Below are 16,565 nucleotides of genomic sequence, written 5' to 3' on the forward strand. Positions count from 1 at the left end.
ATGAGACTTTTAGAACTGGAACTTAAAGATTTCAGACAATACTATGGCAGACAAAGTATAGAATTCGGAACCTTAGACGATAAAAATATTAGTATTATACTTGGAGAAAACGGGGAAGGAAAAACCGGTATATTCAGAGCGGTTATTTTCTGCCTTTTTGGACAGTTATATCTTAATGAGGAAGAAAGTGTTCTCTCAAGATCAAGAAAGGAAGAAGACGTAGTTCACCTTGTTAATTTTAACAAGCTCCAAGATAATATTGGGGAACCTGTTACAGCTTATGTAAGATTGAAGTTTGAACATGATAGTTATGTATATGACCTAAAGAGAAGCAAGAATGAAATGAAGGATGAAGACGGAGAAATAGTTGGAAACGAAACTACAGATTTAGAACTTTTTATAACGAATCCTGATGGAAATACTGATGGAAAACCTATTCTACAAGACTCGGATGTGCAGGACATACTATCAAATATCATGGATAAGAAATTGAAGGATTTTTTCCTCTTTGATGGTGAAAAGATTGAAAATCTTACAAAACCAAAGAAAGAAACAAGAGATCAAGTTAAAAAGGGTGTAATAAGACTTCTTCAGATAGATTCGATAACTGCTTCAATAGATATACTTCAAGGACTTGAAGCAAAGCAAAATGAAAAAATAAGAAAGCTATCTTCAAATACAAAACTAAAATCAAAACATAATGAAATGGATGCTCTCGTAAAGAAAATAGAAAATCAGGAAACCGATATTGATATATTAAAGGAAAATTTGAGTAATTACGAACAAGAGAGAGAAGAGGTAGAGATAAAGCTTGCTAAGGATGCTGATATCCAAGAGTTGATGGAAAAGAGAAATCATAAGGTGAAGGAGAAGAATGATAAAAAGATACTGCTCCTAGAAGTAAAGAGTGGAGCAAAGAAATTCCTTCCGGAACATGGGCATAATATAATTCTTGATGATTACATAATCAAAACAAAGAATTTCCTTGGACAAGAGGTAATTGATAAGAAATATTCATCAGGCATATCGCTGGATCTTCTTGAAAATATACTAAAAGAAAAGACATGTATTTGCGGGAGAGGTTTTGACGAAGACTCGGAACCAATAAAAATTCTTACTGAGCTAAAAAAACAGTATGGACGTTCAGAACTTAGCACATTTATAAGTATCTTTAGAAGTAGAATAAGAGACCACTATGACAATAGAGAAGAGTGTATAAATGATATGGAAAATATTTTGGAAAAGATAAGAGATGTAGAGGATGAAATAGAAGCTCTGGAATGTGAGCTGAGTGACATAAATGATGAGATAAATGAAAGAAGTCAGAGCGAAGAAAACCTGAAGTACCTTAAGCAGCAGTTCGAAGAACTTAACAAATTAGAAAAGGATATAAAAATTCAACTCAAGGTTGCACAAAATAATCTTGAAGATTTAAAAAATAATAAAAAAAAGTTACAAGAGGAGATAGACAAACTGGCCAAGGAGGAAGTTTCACTAAATGTAGAATCTAAAAAGCTTATATATGTAAGAGAGCTTAAGAAGAATTTTGAAAAGATTCTCTCAGATTACAGTATTGAAATGAGAGCTAAGATATCGGTAGAAGCAACTAATTTATTCAAAAATATTATCTCAGAAAAGGATAAACACCTTATCGAGAAAATTGAAATAACAGATAACTACGAAATAAAAGTAAAAGGGTGGGATAATAGCCCCATGACATCTGATATTTCTTCAGGGCAAAGACAAATTGTTTCACTTTCGTTTGTCACGGCATTGGCTAAAATAGCTTCAGGAAGTAAGAAAATGATGAATGTCCCACTTTTCATGGATACACCTTTTGGACGTATATCAGGAGAAAACAGAGATAATCTTATAAAAGTTCTTCCAAACCAAACAATTCAATGGATATTACTAATGACAGATACTGAGTTTACAAGGGCAGAAGAAATACAGTTCAAGAAAACAGGTAGAATAGGATCGATATATAGACTTAAACAAATAGGAATAGGATATACGCAGATAGAGAAAATAAAAAATCTAAATGAAACATTGGCAAGGAGGTAGAAAAATATGGCGGTAGATTTTAGTTTGAGCAATAGTTTCTTTATACATAAAAGCAAGAAATATGAAGATATATATGATGTTGTGGTTAATAAGAAACATATATTCAAAATGAGCGAGCTTTTTACGTTATGTGCATCATTGGGTTTTAAACACAGCAATTTCGTACAATTTGCGAGTAAAGGTACTGAAATGAGAAGTGAGCACTTTAAAGAAAACAATCTTACGGCATTATATTCAATAATGATAAATTCTCCACTCATAAAAGCAGATTTGGATAACTTCAGTGATTATGACTTCTTAAAAAATTCCTTTAAGACATTAGAGAAGTATGCTGAAGGTGGCATGGATATACTCTGCAAAAAAGTATTTGAGAAAAATTGGGATGGAAATAAGCTGGATGCAGATTATGAATATTATGATGTGGATCTATTAAGATTTATTTATGAGGATTATAAAGAGGGCTCATTTTAGGTACGGCAAACTAACTAATAATTTGGAGGTATATATGATTGATTTAAATAAGGTTACGAAACCATTAATAGGTTATGGATTTGTGGAGGATGTTTGGAACGTTAACAGGACGAAGGTATTGAAATATCAACAGGAAATTTGGCACGATGGTCTGAAAGAACATAAAGTTATAACTGCTCCCGACAAAGATATTCTTGATAATAAAGTCAGGGTACAGTTTGATAAATGGGTGGAAAAATGGGATGTACTTTGTGAGAAAAAGAGTATTGAAAATATGAAAAAGGCTAGTGCCGATGAGGCTATTAATAAAACTAAGGAAGCTGAGATAAGATTGTCAGAAGTAGAAAATATTCTACTTAGCACTTTAGATGTAGATGATGCTGTTGACTGGGAAGTACTGAAGAATAAGGATGATTTTAAGGCGCCTTATCCAGTAAAACCAACCGATCCAAAGTTTTCTGTACTTCCTATTGTTCCAAAAAAGAGTGCTCCAGAATTTCAGCCAAAGTTAAACTTCTTCTCAAACATATTTAAATCTTTGAAAGTAAAGCAATTGCAGAAGTAGAACTTGTTTATAAAACTGCTTATGAAAACTGGCAAAAGGCTTATGATGGGACAATCAAAGATAATAATCAACTGACTACAAAATATGAAAAGAGTATAGCTGATTTTAATAATAGGGTTGCTGAGTGGCATACTCAGAAGGCAGAGTATATTAAAAGCCAAAATGAAGTCAATGCAAAAATTGATCAACTAAAATCGAAGTATGTATCTTCTGATGTTGATGCCATTTTTGAGTACTGTGAAATTGTACTAAATAGGTCCTCTCTTCCAAATTTTATACATAAGGACTTTGAGTTTGATTATAACCCTGATAATAAAATACTTATAATCGATTATATGCTTCCAAATATCGAGGCTTTTCCAAGTATTAAAGAAGTGAAATACTTGATTTCTAAAAATGAATTAAAGGAAACTTACCAAAACAACGCTTTCATGGAAAAACTTTTCGAATCAACTATTTATAAGCTGATTTTAAGAGTGCTACATGAAGAATTTGAGGCAGATGTAATAAGTGCCATAGATGCTATTTCATTCAATGGTTGGGTAAATTATTTGAACAAAGCAACCGGAAATCCAGAAGATGCTTGTATTGCAAGCATTCAAGTAAAGAAAGAAACTTTCAATGCTATCGATTTGAAAAATGTAGATCCAAAAGCTTGCTTTAAGAGCCTCAAAGGAGTTAGCGCTTCAAAGTTAGTTGGCATTACTCCTGTTCAACCTATTTTAACCATAAATAAATACGATAAGAGATTTGTTGAGTCTCATAATGTCGCTCATACACTCGATGACCCTACTAATTTGGCCGCAATGCCATGGGAAGAATTTGAACATCTTATTAGAGAAGTATTTGAGACTGAATTTTCTATAAATGGAGGTGAAGTAAAAGTTACCCAAGCAAGTCGAGATGGAGGCGTAGATGCGATTGCTTTTGATCCAGATCCTATTAGAGGTGGGAAAATTGTAATTCAGGCTAAGAGATATACAAATACAGTTGGAGTGTCTGCGGTTCGTGACTTATATGGAACCGTTATGAATGAAGGTGCAACAAAAGGCATTCTTGTAACAACTGCAGACTACGGCCCCGACGCCTATGAGTTTGTCAAGAACAAGCCTCTCACTCTCATGAATGGTGGGAATCTATTATATTTGCTAGAAAAACACGGGCACAAAGCTAAGATAGATTTGAAAGAAGCAAAGGCACTAAATCTGGCAAATAGTTAATCATTGGGGCATAAAATATATGGAAAGCTGCAATGGTTTATGTGATTTATAATAAGTGAAAGGGGTAGTGGTCATGTTTTTATATAAAATAGATGGCAGTAATTTAGAAGAGATAAAAGAAAATTCTTTTTCAAAGGAAGTTGAGCTTCATAAATTATGTGAAAGTAATTTAGAGAATATATTTGGTTTAAAATTTGTTAAGAGGGAGTTTTCTTTTAATAACTTTAGGCTTGATACTTTAGCATTTGATGAAAGTAGTAAAGCATTTGTAATAATTGAGTACAAAAATACTAGTAATTTTAGTGTTATAGATCAAGGTTATGCTTATCTTTCTATAATGCTTAATAATAAGGCGGATTTTATACTTGAGTATAATGAAAACTGTAATAGTACCTTGAAAAGAGAGGATGTTGATTGGTCTCAATCAAGAGTAATATTTGTATCTCCTACCTTTAATAATTATCAAAAGGAGTCTATTAATTTTAAAGATTTACCTTTTGAGTTATGGGAAGTAAAGAGATTTACTAATGATACTGTGTACTTTAACCCAATAAAAGTATCAAGAAATGCAGCCTCAATAAAATCAATATCAACAACTAATGAAGAAATAAATATAGTCAATAAAGAAGTAAAGGTAATTACAGAAGAGAGCCATTATAAAAATGGAAGTGAAGGAACAATAGAACTATATGAAAGAATAAGAGAATATATACTATCACTTGATAGTAATTTAATAATTAATTGTAGAAATCCGTATATAGGGTTTGATATTAATAATAAAAATTTATATGGAATTACATTACTGAAAAAATCATTAAAATTGTGGATTAATGCACGATTTGGTGAATTGGATGATCCGAAAAATGTTTCTAGAGATGTCTCAAATGTAGGTCATTATGGTAATGGAGATTATGAGATACAAATAAGTAATGATGAAGATATTGAGTATTTATTTAGTTTGATAAAGCAATTATATAAAATGAAAAATTAATAAAAGTAGGACTGAAAAAATATTTTAGTCCTATTTTCTCGCCCATTAATGGCTGTCTAAACAAAACTTAAAGATAAAATAAGTTTAACCGATAATATAGATGGCAATATAATTCAAAATTAATTCAAGAGGTGAGAACATGACAAAATTTAGAATTAAAAGCAACATCAATTTTACAAAAATTAAAAGCATTAAAACCATAATACTTATTTCTATTTTACCAGTAGTTTTAATATCATTAGCAATAATTGGTATTTTTTCAATCTATACTTCTAAAAAACTCATAACTACAGAAATTGAAAATAGTATGAAACATCAGTTACAAGAAACCATTAATCAAATAGATAAAGATATGCAAAAACATGGTCAAATAGCAGTTGATTTAGGAAAATTTATTGGAACAAGCAGCTCGGAATTAAACAAGGCTACAATTACAAAAACTCAGGAAGAAGTACTTTCTACAAATAAAGAAACATTTGGAGTGGGAGTTTGGTTTGAGCCATTTAAATATAAAAAAGATATAAAATTTTTCGGACCTTATGCATACAATGAAGCCGGAGGTTTAAAGGTAACTGATGAGTATGCTAATCAGAAATATAATTACCCCGTGCAGCCTTGGTATACTATAGGTAAAAATGCTGAAAAGAAAATTGCTTGGCAGGAACCTTATTATGATGATACTTTAAAAATGACTATACTAACAACTACTGCGCCAATATATGATGATAAAAACTTTTTGGGTGTAGTAACTGCTGATATGAGTTTAAATACTATACAAGAAAATATTAAAAATATTAAAGTAGGTCAGACAGGAAAAGCAATGTTACTAGGAAAAGACGGAACATATTTGGCAGGTGTTCCTGAAAAATCAGCTATGAAAACTAAGATCACAGAAGATAAAAATACAAGCATAGCAACGCTAGGAAAAGATATTTTACAAAATAAAGAGGGTATATCTTATTTTCAAGATGAGAATGGCAAAAATCTTGCATATTACAAACAGATACCAGAACTCGGCTGGAATTTAGTGCTATCAATTCCACAAAAGGAACTTTATGCTCCAATTAATAAACTATTGATTAATATCATTATACTAATTCTAATTACTTGTGCATTGGTATCATTAGTAGTTAGTGTATTTGGTAGATATATTACTAAGAATGTTAAAGAAGTAAATGACCTTTCACATGCAATTGCAGAGGGGGATCTTACCCAGATATTAAATGTTAGTAGTGAGAATGAACTAGGATCTATGGGAAACAATTTAAATAGAATGACTAATAATTTAAGAGAATTAGTTCAAAAAGTTAGTGGAAGTTTAGAACAAGTAGTAGCAACATCAGAAGAACTTACAGCAAGTTCTGATCAAACACAACAATCCGCAGAACAGGTTTCTTTAGCTATTCAACAGGTAGCTCTTGGTAGTGCAGAACAGGTTACTATAACTAATGATACAACAAAGATTGCAGAAGAAATATTTACAGGTATGGAACAGATATCAAACAATATACAAGCAGTAACAAATACTTCTTTAGAATCATTTAAAAGGGCAGAAAAAGGTAATGAGGTAGTATATTCTGCTATAGAACAAATGAATAATATTAGCGACAAAGTAGCAATGTCTTCGCACGCTGTGTCAATACTTGGAGATAAATCAAAAGAAATCGGAAGTATAGTATCATTAATAACTTCTATTGCTGGTCAGACAAATTTATTAGCACTAAATGCAGCTATTGAAGCAGCTAGAGCTGGTGAACAGGGCAAGGGGTTTGCGGTAGTAGCTGATGAAGTTAGAATATTGGCAGAGCAATCTGCATCAGCAGCTGGGAATATATCAATCTTAATAAATGAAATCCAAAATGAAATAGTAAATGCTATTAAAGCTATGGATAATGGTACCATTGCGGTTAAGGATGGTATAAGTATGGTGAATCAGGCGGGTAAGTCTTTTGGAGAGATATTAGAGGATATAAATTATATAGCTTCCCAAATGCAAGATGTGTCCACAGTAACAGAAGAAATAGGTGCAGGGTCGCAGAATATGCTAGGCGCCATTGAGAATGTGGCTAAGATTTCTGCTGAGTCTTCAGGAAATGCTGAAAATGTAGTAGCAGCCTCGCAGGAACAGACAGCACTAATGAAAGAAGTGGCTAATGCTGCAGAAAATTTAACACAAATGGCAGTAGAACTTCAAAGTTTAATGAGTAATTTTAGATTATAGTAAAAAAATGCAGCAAGGGAGGTAAAAGCATTTCATTAATATTTAATGGAATGCTTTTTTGGTAGGTGACTTACTTGAATTTGCAACTTAATTAAGTTATTATAAAACAAGGATATTTGATGATTCCATTTTCCATACAAAAGAAGAAAATCATATTATTTTATAAATAATAAGGAGAGATAAACATTGGATAATTATTTTATAGATGAAGGAAAAAAACTTTATAATAGAGAAATAAAGATAGAATTTCTCATCGATTGGTGTAAAGAAAAAACTAAAAAGACCTTAATAGAGTACGAGAAGACATTAAGAATATGTGCAAATATAGAAAAACGGTATGGCAAGGATTTAGTATTTTTCCAGCTAGATGAATTTGAAGATTTATTGTGGAAATTTAATTCTACTACAGTTAAAAGCTTGAAAGCATCTCTTAATGTATTAAAAACATATGAATTATGGAGACAACGGAAAGGTCATCTAAAGGGAAAGTTCATAATTACTACTAAATTTGACAAAATAGACTTAGAAAAATATTTATATAAAGTTGGAAGTGTAGAGAAATTTATAGGCTTTGGTGAATTATTAATACTAATGGAAAAGGTTGTAAACGCACAGGACTCAGTTATCTTCGCATTGCTTTATGAAGGAATAAAAGGTGTGAATAACTGCGAAATTACTAATCTTGTAGTAACAGACTATACTAACAATGGAATAGTTACCATAAGAGGAGATAACCCAAGGAAAATAAAAGTACATGATAATACATTAAAACTTATGGAACAAGCCAGAAATCAAATTTACTATGAGAAGACACAAAAAATAGGCGCTTCTGATATGACAAGTACACATTATGAATTGCCTACATGGTCTCCTTATCTTATCAGACAGAAACCTAAAAAACCTAATAAAGCCGGTGTTAAAAGTTATGACTTATATAATGGAAGTTCCCCTGCAAACTGGCAGACAATCAATGCTAGGATAAAAAAAATAGTAATGCTTGAAGAAATAAATAGACCATATATTACTGCACAGAGTCTACTACAAAGCGGTATGCTTTATAAACTACTAGAGATTGAAAAAGAAAAAGATAGTTTGATCATTGACGACTACAAATCTATTATGGTTCAGTATGGTGGCAAAGCCAATAATTATTTTATCTTAAAGGAAATGTATGCAACAGTTTTTGAACCTATTAGAAAACTTGAATATGAAAACTAGAAGAGCCTAAACAAGCAAAAATCAGCTTAAAATGAAAATATTGAATAATGAAATAAAGACTGAAGATATGAATACAGAAGTATCAGCAAATTAGAGCCAGTGAGGGAACTGTTGATATGGGACAAATTTAGATAAAGAAATGGGGATTGAAAGAATGTATCAAACATTAGAAGAATGTATTATTGACTTAGAAAAAGTTGGTCAATTAGTTAGGATACAAGAAGAAGTCGACCCAAACCTTGAGATGGCAGCAATACATCTGAGAGTTAACGCAGCTAGGGGACCTGCGCTATTGTTTGAAAATGTTAAAGGGTCTAAATTTCGAGCAGTATCAAATTTATTCGGTACCATAGAGAGAAGTAAGTTTATTTTCAGGAAAACGTTTGAGTCAACTAAGGAAGTTATTGCGGTACGCAATAATCCAATGAGTATATTTAAAAATCCATTTAAACACGTCAGTACAGGATGGGCAGCTTCAAAGGCACTCCCATTAAAAAAATCGAATAATAAATTGGCTGGGTTTACGGAAATACAAATCTCTGACATTCCACTTATTCACCATTGGCCAAATGATGGAGGAGCGTTTGTCACTTTGCCTCAAGTTTATACAGAAGATCCAGAAAAACCTGGCATTATGAATAGTAATTTAGGAATGTACCGTGTTCAGCTTAGTGGCAACGATTATAAAATGAATGAAGAAGTTGGTTTGCATTACCAAATTCACCGCGGAATCGGAGTTCATCAAGAGAAAGCGAACAGACTTGGTGTTCCGCTTAAAGTGAGCATTTTTATTGGAGGTCCTCCTGCTCATACGCTAGCTGCAATCATGCCATTACCTGAGGGACTAAGTGAAATGACCTTTGCCGGTTTACTTGCTGGACGTAATTTTCGTTATTGTTATGCTGATGGTTATTGCATTAGTCTTGATGCTGATTTTGTCATTACAGGTGAAATTTATCCAGGTGAAACTAAACCGGAGGGCCCTTTTGGTGATCACATTGGATATTATAGCCTTATTCATAATTTCCCAGTAATGAGGGTGCATAAAGTATACGCTAAGTCCAATGGAATCTGGCCATTTACAGTTGTTGGACGTCCTCCTCAAGAGGATACTTCTTTTGGTGATCTAATCCATGAGTTAACAGGTAATGCGGTAAGATATGAAATTCCTGGTGTGAGGGAAGTCCATGCTATAGATGAAGCTGGAGTTCACCCATTGCTATTTGCCATTGGAAGTGAACGATACACACCGTACCAAAAAATCAAACAACCAGCTGAACTTCTTACCATTGCGAACCGGATTTTGGGAACAGGACAGGTTAGTCTAGCTAAATATTTATTTATTACTGCGGAAGAGAATAAGCCACTGGACACAGGAAAAGAGATAGAATTTTTGACATATATACTTGAACGAATTGATTTTCATCGTGACATTCATTTCCAAACGAATACAACAATAGATACACTTGATTATTCGGGAACGGGTTTAAATACAGGCAGTAAAGTGATATTTGCCGCTTATGGAGATCAAAAAAGAGAATTGTGTAGTGAAATACCAGAACAGTTAAAGGATTTACAAGATTTTAAGAATCCATGTTTAGTAATGCCAGGAATCGTTGCCATTGAAGGACCAGCATTTTTAAGTTATAAGCAAGCTCAAAAGCAATTAGACGAGTTATGCCTTGATATTAAGGATAGAGGTGCAATGCCAACTTGTCCAATGATTATCCTATGCGATGACAGTTTTTTTATGAGCTATTCGCTTGAAAACTTTTTATGGGCAACATTTACGCGAAGTAATCCGTCTCATGATATATATGGCGTTAATAGCTATTATGAAAATAAGCACTGGTCCTGTGACAATATGATTATCGATGCGCGTACTAAACCACACCATGCACCGCCATTAATTACTGATCCATCAGTTGAAAAGAATATAGAACGTTTTTTTGCAAAGGGCCTTTAGCAAAGGGCCTTTTTCAAAGGGAGCGAGTTTAAGCAAAGTAGCAAAGAGGTTCCACTAAGTTAATCCTTAGTGAAACCTCTTTTTATGTGAGTAATTAAAAATGAAGTCAAAATAGTATTATTATTTAAGAATTTTCTTTTTTACATTAGAAATTGCTTTTCTTGATTTTTCAATCATCCTTTTACTTTCTTCACCCATTTTTAGACTTACTGAAATATAAATCATATCTAAAATAACAAGTTGAATTAGTCGTGATACCATAGCATCTGTATAGTATTCTAAATCATATGTGGAACTAAACAATGCAACATCCGAAATTTTTGCGAGATCAGAATTTAAATAACTTGTAATACCTATAATCTTGCAGCCTTGTTCTTTTGCACTTTCGGCGCAGTCTAGTACTTCTTGGCTCTCCCCTGTATGAGAGATAAGAACTACAATGTCATTAGGCTTAAGATGACAAATCTTTATTAATGTAAAATGTGGATTAACGTCATAAGATACATTTTTACCAATTCTCATATATTTATGATATGCATCCATGGCAATTACACTTGAACCCCCTGATCCAAAGAATAGTATACTGTTGGATTCGTATATAAGATTTACAGCTCTCTGCAAATCATCGGTATTTATTATGTTGTTAAGATCATTTACTGCACAGCCTACAGAATATACTACCTTTTGTTTAACTGCTTTAATGTCATCATTGGCTTCAATGTTTTGATACCCATCCTCTATTCTAATGACATTTGGGGACGATGTATGTTTTTCTTTTGATAATTCCCCAGCCAAATCTAGACGAAAGGTTTTATAAGAACTGTAATCCAATTTATTTATAAATCGAATTACTGTAGGTTCACTGACATTGCATTTTTGTGATAATTCATTAATAGTAAGTCTCACTGTTTCAGATTTATTGTTAAGGATAAAATCAGCAATATTTTTTTGATTTTTAGAAAGAGTATTGAATCTTGATCTTATGGTAGCAAAAAGATTGTCTTCCATATTTGTATTTTCCTCCTGATGTTTATAAATAAACATTTTCAATAAATTAATTGTAGCAATATATCGTATAAAAAACAATTAAATTATTAATAATAAAACATTAGAAATAGTCATTGACAACGTTTATATATTTTGATATTATAAAGACAGTAATAAAACTACTGTTATTTAATTATAACAGTAATAAAAATACTAAATGAAGTGTAAATGTTTACTGTATTTTAATAACTATCTAACTATAGATAAGCATTTAATACTTTAATAGTACAATTAATTAATTTCCAAAACATATAAAATATAATTTTTAAAAAAAACGGAGGAGTGAACATGAAAAAAAATATCGGGTTTATAGGGTTAGGTATAATGGGAAAACCTATGACATTAAATTTAATCAAGGCTGGGCATAATCTAACGGTATATGATATCAATAAAGAAACAGTGAAACAACTTGTTAGTTTAGGGGCTACTTCAGCCGAATCACCTAAAGAAGTAGCAGCAAATAGTGATATCATTTTTACAATGCTTCCAAATTCTAAACACGTAAGAGAAGTAGTTTTAGGTGAAAATGGAATTGTAAAAAGTGCAAAAGAAGGAACCGTTATAATAGATATGAGTTCAATTACTCCTGTGGTTTCTAAGGAAATTGCTAGCGAAATAACTAAATTGGGTCTAGAAATGTTAGATGCACCTGTAAGTGGAGGAGAACCTGGAGCTATAAATGGTAAATTATCAATTATGGTAGGAGGCAAACCTGAGGTTTTTGAAAAGGTTAAAGATGTACTTTATAATATGGGAACGTCTGTGATATTAGTTGGAGGAAATGGTTGTGGAGTAACTGCAAAGTTAGCAAACCAAATTATTGTAAATTTAAATATTGCAGCAATGTCAGAAGCACTAGTTCTCGCAACAAAAGCTGGGATTGATATTGAAAAGATGTACCAGGCAATAAGAGGAGGCCTTGCAGGAAGTGCCGTACTTGATGCAAAGGTTCCTTTGATTCTCGAAAGAAATTTTGTAGCTGGTGGTAAAATATCTATCAATCTTAAAGATATAACAAATGTTATGGAGACTGCACATGCACTGGATGTTCCACTACCTTTATCCAGTCATCTTTTGGAGATATTCCATGCGCTTAAGGCAGATGGAAAAGTTAATGATGATCATGGCGGTATAGTACAATATTTTGAAAAACTTGCCAAGGTTGAAGTAAGAAAGGGGTAATTTTAATGACTATTAAAAAAACATTAATAAAAGAGACTTTCGCTAAAATATCAGAAGTAGATATAAATGTTGTAAACAAATTATATGAAAAAGAGTTACTTGAACTTAATAAAAAAATAATAGTGCTGGATGATGACCCTACAGGTGTGCAAACTGTCCATGATATTTCAGTGTACACTGATTGGTCAGTAGATAGCATAGAAAAGGGTTTTGCAGAAAAAAACTCTATGTTCTTCATATTAACAAACTCTAGAGGATTTACAGCAAGTGAAACAGAGAAAGCACATAAAGAAATAGCTATGAATGTTATTAAAGTTTCGAAAAAAAATAATAAGGATTTCCTTATTATTAGTAGGTCAGATTCAACGCTTAGAGGACATTATCCTCTTGAAACAAATGTATTAAGAGAAGTAATAGAATCAAATTCCAACCTTAAATTCGATGGTGAAGTATTATTACCCTTCTTTAAGGAAGGTGGTCGATTTACAATTGACAATATCCATTATGTTCAATATGGAGAAGAATTAATACCAGCTGGCGAAACTGAATTTGCAAAGGACAGAACTTTTGGTTATACAAAGTCTCATTTAGGTGAATACGTTGAGGAAAAAACAAATGGTCAGTTTAAGGCTGAAAACATAACATATATATCACTTGAAAGCATTAGGAATCTTGACATCGAAACTATTACAAAACAGTTACTTAAAGTTAATAATTTTAATAAGGTAGTTGTAAATGCTGTAGACTATGTTGATGTAAAAATATTCTCTATTGCATTAATTAAAGCATTAAAAGCAGGAAAGAACTTTATGTACAGAACTGCAGCTGCATTCACTAAGGTAATTGGTGGTGTAAGTGATAAGGGCTTACTTACTAGAGAAGAACTTATTAAAGAGGAAACTAACAATGGAGGATTAATCATAGTTGGTTCTCATGTTAAAAAAACTACTGAGCAGTTAGAAGAATTAAAGAAGTGCAGTTTTATAGAATTTATTGAGATTGATTGCCATTTGGTTTTAGAACCCCAAAAGTTTGAGGCTGAAGTGAATAGAGTTATAGAAAATTGTGAGAGAATTATAAGTTCTGGTAAAAGTGTAGCTGTTTATACTAGTAGAAAAAGGATAGATTTAGGACCAGATAAAAAAGAAGAAGAATTAAAACTTTCAGTTAAAATATCAGATGCTGTAACAAGTATTGTTCAAAGATTAAAAGTAAGACCCAATTATATTATCGCTAAAGGAGGTATTACCTCAAGTGACATAGGTACAAAAGGTCTTAAGGTGCAAAGAGCAACTGTAATCGGTCAGATCAGACCAGGGATACCTGTTTGGACTACAGGAAGTGAAAGTAAATTCCCAGGATTATCATATGTTATATTTCCAGGAAATGTAGGAACTAAAACTACTTTAAAGGAAGCAGCTGAAATTTTAAATAAATAAAATTCTAAATTGAATACGTAATAGGAGGATAAGATGCTGGTTAATATGAATGAAATTCTCCATTATGCAAAGCTTAGAAAGTACGCTATAGGCTCATTTAATATTTATAGTTATGAAACTATAAAAGGAGTACTTGATTCTGCTAAGCTTCAGAATACTCCTGTAATTCTTGCATTTGGCGAAAAATATCTAAAAAATATGGATTTTGAATTAGTACACGGTTTGGTAAAAACATTATCAAAAGACATCGAAGTTCCGGTTGTTCTGCATCTGGATCACTGTAGCAATTTAGGAAATGTGTACAAAGCTATAAAGGCTGGTTTTACTTCGGTCATGTATGATGGTTCCTCACTACCGTACGTACAAAATGTTGCAAACACATTAAAAGTGGTTGAAGTTGCTCATTCATGTAATGTATCTGTGGAAGCTGAATTAGGTTCTTTAGCAGCAGGAGTAGATTCTCATGAAGGAAACTTAATAGATGAGGAAGTCTACACAAATCCTCTTCAGGCTAAAGATTTTGTGCAGAAAACAGGGGTTAATGTACTGGCTGTATCAATTGGTACAGTACATGGGATGTATAAGGGAATTCCAAATATAAGAGTAGATATCTTAAAGAAAATAGCTCAACAAGTGGACATACCTCTTGCATTACATGGTGGTTCAGGAACACCAGAAGATATAATAAGAAATTGTATTCAAAATGGGATTTGTAAAGTAAATGTTAATACAGAAGTATCATCCTATACTGTTGATAAAATGAAAGAATTATTAAATGAAGAAAACAGATATCACTTGTCTCAAATTTCTTTGATGCAAATAACTTATGTCAAAGAAGTAGTTTGTAAGTATATGAAGCTATTTAAATAAAATAATATGGAATGGCAAGTAATTTAAAACCTGTCATTTCATATACCTTAAAATTTATTGATTCTGGCATATAAATTCTGAAAACGATAACGATATGAACAAAAGCAATTTTATGTAAGTAAATATATAGGGGGTTAAAATATGCCACTAATAATAATTGGTATAGGTGTAGTATTATTACTTGTGTTAATGGTGATTTTTAAGGTAAACGGTTTTATTTCACTAGTTTTGGTTTCAATTACAGTTGCAATTATGGAAGGGATGCCTGCGGTAAAAGCTATAGCATCTGTTAAAGCTGGGCTAGGTGGAACCTTAGGAAATCTGGCATTAGTTTTAGGTTTCGGAGCGATGCTCGGTAAGCTTATGGCAGACTGTGGAGGAGCTCAAAGAATAGCTACAACGCTAATACGAGTGTTTGGAAAGAAAAGAATTCAGTTAGCAGCGGTTACAACAGGTTTTATAGTAGGAATGGCACTTTTTTATGAAACAGGTTTTATAATATTAATACCATTGGTATTTACTATTGCCGTAGAAGCTGAGGTACCCATTCTTTATGTAGGTATACCCTTAGTTGCAGCATTAATAACAGCTCATGGATTTTTACCACCTCACCCTGGTCCAACAGCAATTGCTGGTATATACAAGGCAAGTTTAGGAAAAACACTTTTGTATGGCATACCAATAGCAATACCAGCTGTTATCTTAGGTGGAACTGTGTTTACTAAATTTTTCAAAAAAGAATATTTGAATTGTGACATTCCAAAGGCGCTTTTTAATCCAAAACACTTTACAGAAGAAGAAATGCCTGGGTTTGGTATTAGTATATTTACAGCTACTATTCCGGTGATTTTGATGTCAATTCAAGCTATTATTGAAATTTTCGCACCAAAGTCATCTCTACTTCCTTATGCTAATTTCTTTGGTGACCCTGCAATAGCACTTTTGATTTCTGTAATTGTTGCTATGTTTACTTTTGGAATCAATAGGGGTAAGAAAGTTCAAGAAGTTATGAAGTCTATTTCGGATTCAATATCTTCAATTGGAATGATATTATTAATTATTGGTGGAGGAGGAGCCTTCAAACAGGTAATTATAGACAGTGGGGTAGATAAATATATTGCCCATATGATGCAGGGAACTAACCTTTCACCTCTATTACTAGCTTGGCTAATAGCAGCTGTTTTGAGAGTAGCTCTTGGTTCTGCTACTGTAGCAGGTATGACAGCAGCAGGTATTGCAGGACCACTTATAGGAATTACTGGTGTAAGTCCAGAGCTTATGGTTATTGCAACAGGAGCAGGAAGCTTAATA

Annotated in this window: 13 protein-coding genes; 12 read left to right on the forward strand and 1 reads right to left on the reverse strand. The window is 32.4% G+C overall.

Going from position 1 to position 16,565, the window contains the following annotated elements; translation table 11 throughout:
- From VIM70_RS21100 to VIM70_RS21135, 8 genes are all read left to right on the forward strand, one after another.
- Positions 1-2,064: an AAA family ATPase gene (locus tag VIM70_RS21100; protein WP_331947756.1), complete on the forward strand. Its 2,064-nt coding sequence runs from the start codon at positions 1-3 to the stop codon at positions 2,062-2,064.
- 6 nt (positions 2,065-2,070) lie between these two features.
- Positions 2,071-2,535, forward strand: a complete 465-nt coding sequence (locus VIM70_RS21105) for a hypothetical protein (RefSeq protein WP_331947757.1) — start codon at positions 2,071-2,073, stop codon at positions 2,533-2,535.
- Positions 2,507-3,100: a hypothetical protein gene (locus tag VIM70_RS21110; RefSeq protein WP_331947758.1), complete on the forward strand. Its 594-nt coding sequence runs from the start codon at positions 2,507-2,509 to the stop codon at positions 3,098-3,100. The genes VIM70_RS21105 and VIM70_RS21110 overlap by 29 nt, the downstream gene beginning before the upstream one ends.
- Positions 3,101-3,435: 335 nt before the next feature.
- A complete protein-coding gene (locus VIM70_RS21115) occupies positions 3,436-4,320 on the forward strand; it encodes a restriction endonuclease (RefSeq protein WP_331947759.1) in 885 nt (294 codons plus the stop codon).
- Between the two features lie 73 nt (positions 4,321-4,393).
- Entirely contained in the window at positions 4,394-5,311 is a 918-nt protein-coding gene (locus VIM70_RS21120; protein WP_331947760.1) for a DUF5655 domain-containing protein, read from the forward strand.
- Positions 5,312-5,450: 139 nt separating this feature from the next.
- On the forward strand, positions 5,451-7,532 hold the full coding sequence (locus VIM70_RS21125; RefSeq protein WP_331947761.1) for a methyl-accepting chemotaxis protein: 2,082 nt from the start codon (positions 5,451-5,453) through the stop codon (positions 7,530-7,532).
- A gap of 186 nt (positions 7,533-7,718) precedes the next feature.
- Positions 7,719-8,750: a hypothetical protein gene (locus VIM70_RS21130; RefSeq protein WP_331947762.1), complete on the forward strand. Its 1,032-nt coding sequence runs from the start codon at positions 7,719-7,721 to the stop codon at positions 8,748-8,750.
- Between the two features lie 154 nt (positions 8,751-8,904).
- Positions 8,905-10,716, forward strand: coding sequence for a UbiD family decarboxylase (locus VIM70_RS21135; protein ID WP_331947763.1), 1,812 nt, complete (start codon positions 8,905-8,907; stop codon positions 10,714-10,716).
- Positions 10,717-10,836: 120 nt separating this feature from the next.
- Here the strand turns inward: VIM70_RS21135 and VIM70_RS21140 are convergent, their stop codons facing one another.
- Complete coding sequence (locus tag VIM70_RS21140; protein WP_331947764.1) at positions 10,837-11,724, reverse strand: MurR/RpiR family transcriptional regulator; 888 nt, start codon at positions 11,722-11,724, stop codon at positions 10,837-10,839.
- Positions 11,725-12,051: 327 nt separating this feature from the next.
- Here VIM70_RS21140 and garR point away from each other — a divergent pair, with 327 nt between their 5' ends.
- The 4 genes from garR to VIM70_RS21160 form a co-directional block, all read left to right on the forward strand.
- Positions 12,052-12,945, forward strand: coding sequence for a 2-hydroxy-3-oxopropionate reductase (garR, locus tag VIM70_RS21145; RefSeq protein ID WP_331947765.1), 894 nt, complete (start codon positions 12,052-12,054; stop codon positions 12,943-12,945).
- 5 nt (positions 12,946-12,950) lie between these two features.
- Positions 12,951-14,384, forward strand: a complete 1,434-nt coding sequence (locus VIM70_RS21150; protein WP_331947766.1) for a four-carbon acid sugar kinase family protein — start codon at positions 12,951-12,953, stop codon at positions 14,382-14,384.
- 33 nt (positions 14,385-14,417) lie between these two features.
- Entirely contained in the window at positions 14,418-15,254 is an 837-nt protein-coding gene (locus tag VIM70_RS21155) for a class II fructose-bisphosphate aldolase (RefSeq protein ID WP_331947767.1), read from the forward strand.
- 141 nt (positions 15,255-15,395) lie between these two features.
- The coding region (locus VIM70_RS21160) for a gluconate:H+ symporter (RefSeq protein ID WP_331947768.1) at positions 15,396-16,565 on the forward strand (1,170 nt) is incomplete at its 3' end.

This window comes from Clostridium sp., assembly GCF_036569345.1.
Classification (GTDB): domain Bacteria; phylum Bacillota; class Clostridia; order Clostridiales; family Clostridiaceae; genus Clostridium_AD.

Coding starts and splice junctions, on each gene's coding strand:
- VIM70_RS21100 (WP_331947756.1), top strand. CDS start 1: ATGAGACTTTTAGAACTGGAACTTAAAGATTTCAGACAATACTATGGC.
- VIM70_RS21135 (WP_331947763.1), top strand. CDS start 8,905: ATGTATCAAACATTAGAAGAATGTATTATTGACTTAGAAAAAGTTGGT.
- VIM70_RS21105 (WP_331947757.1), top strand. CDS start 2,071: ATGGCGGTAGATTTTAGTTTGAGCAATAGTTTCTTTATACATAAAAGC.
- VIM70_RS21115 (WP_331947759.1), top strand. CDS start 3,436: ATGCTTCCAAATATCGAGGCTTTTCCAAGTATTAAAGAAGTGAAATAC.
- VIM70_RS21125 (WP_331947761.1), top strand. CDS start 5,451: ATGACAAAATTTAGAATTAAAAGCAACATCAATTTTACAAAAATTAAA.
- VIM70_RS21120 (WP_331947760.1), top strand. CDS start 4,394: ATGTTTTTATATAAAATAGATGGCAGTAATTTAGAAGAGATAAAAGAA.
- VIM70_RS21110 (WP_331947758.1), top strand. CDS start 2,507: ATGAGGATTATAAAGAGGGCTCATTTTAGGTACGGCAAACTAACTAAT.
- garR (WP_331947765.1), top strand. CDS start 12,052: ATGAAAAAAAATATCGGGTTTATAGGGTTAGGTATAATGGGAAAACCT.
- VIM70_RS21140 (WP_331947764.1), bottom strand. CDS start 11,724: ATGGAAGACAATCTTTTTGCTACCATAAGATCAAGATTCAATACTCTT.
- VIM70_RS21155 (WP_331947767.1), top strand. CDS start 14,418: ATGCTGGTTAATATGAATGAAATTCTCCATTATGCAAAGCTTAGAAAG.
- VIM70_RS21150 (WP_331947766.1), top strand. CDS start 12,951: ATGACTATTAAAAAAACATTAATAAAAGAGACTTTCGCTAAAATATCA.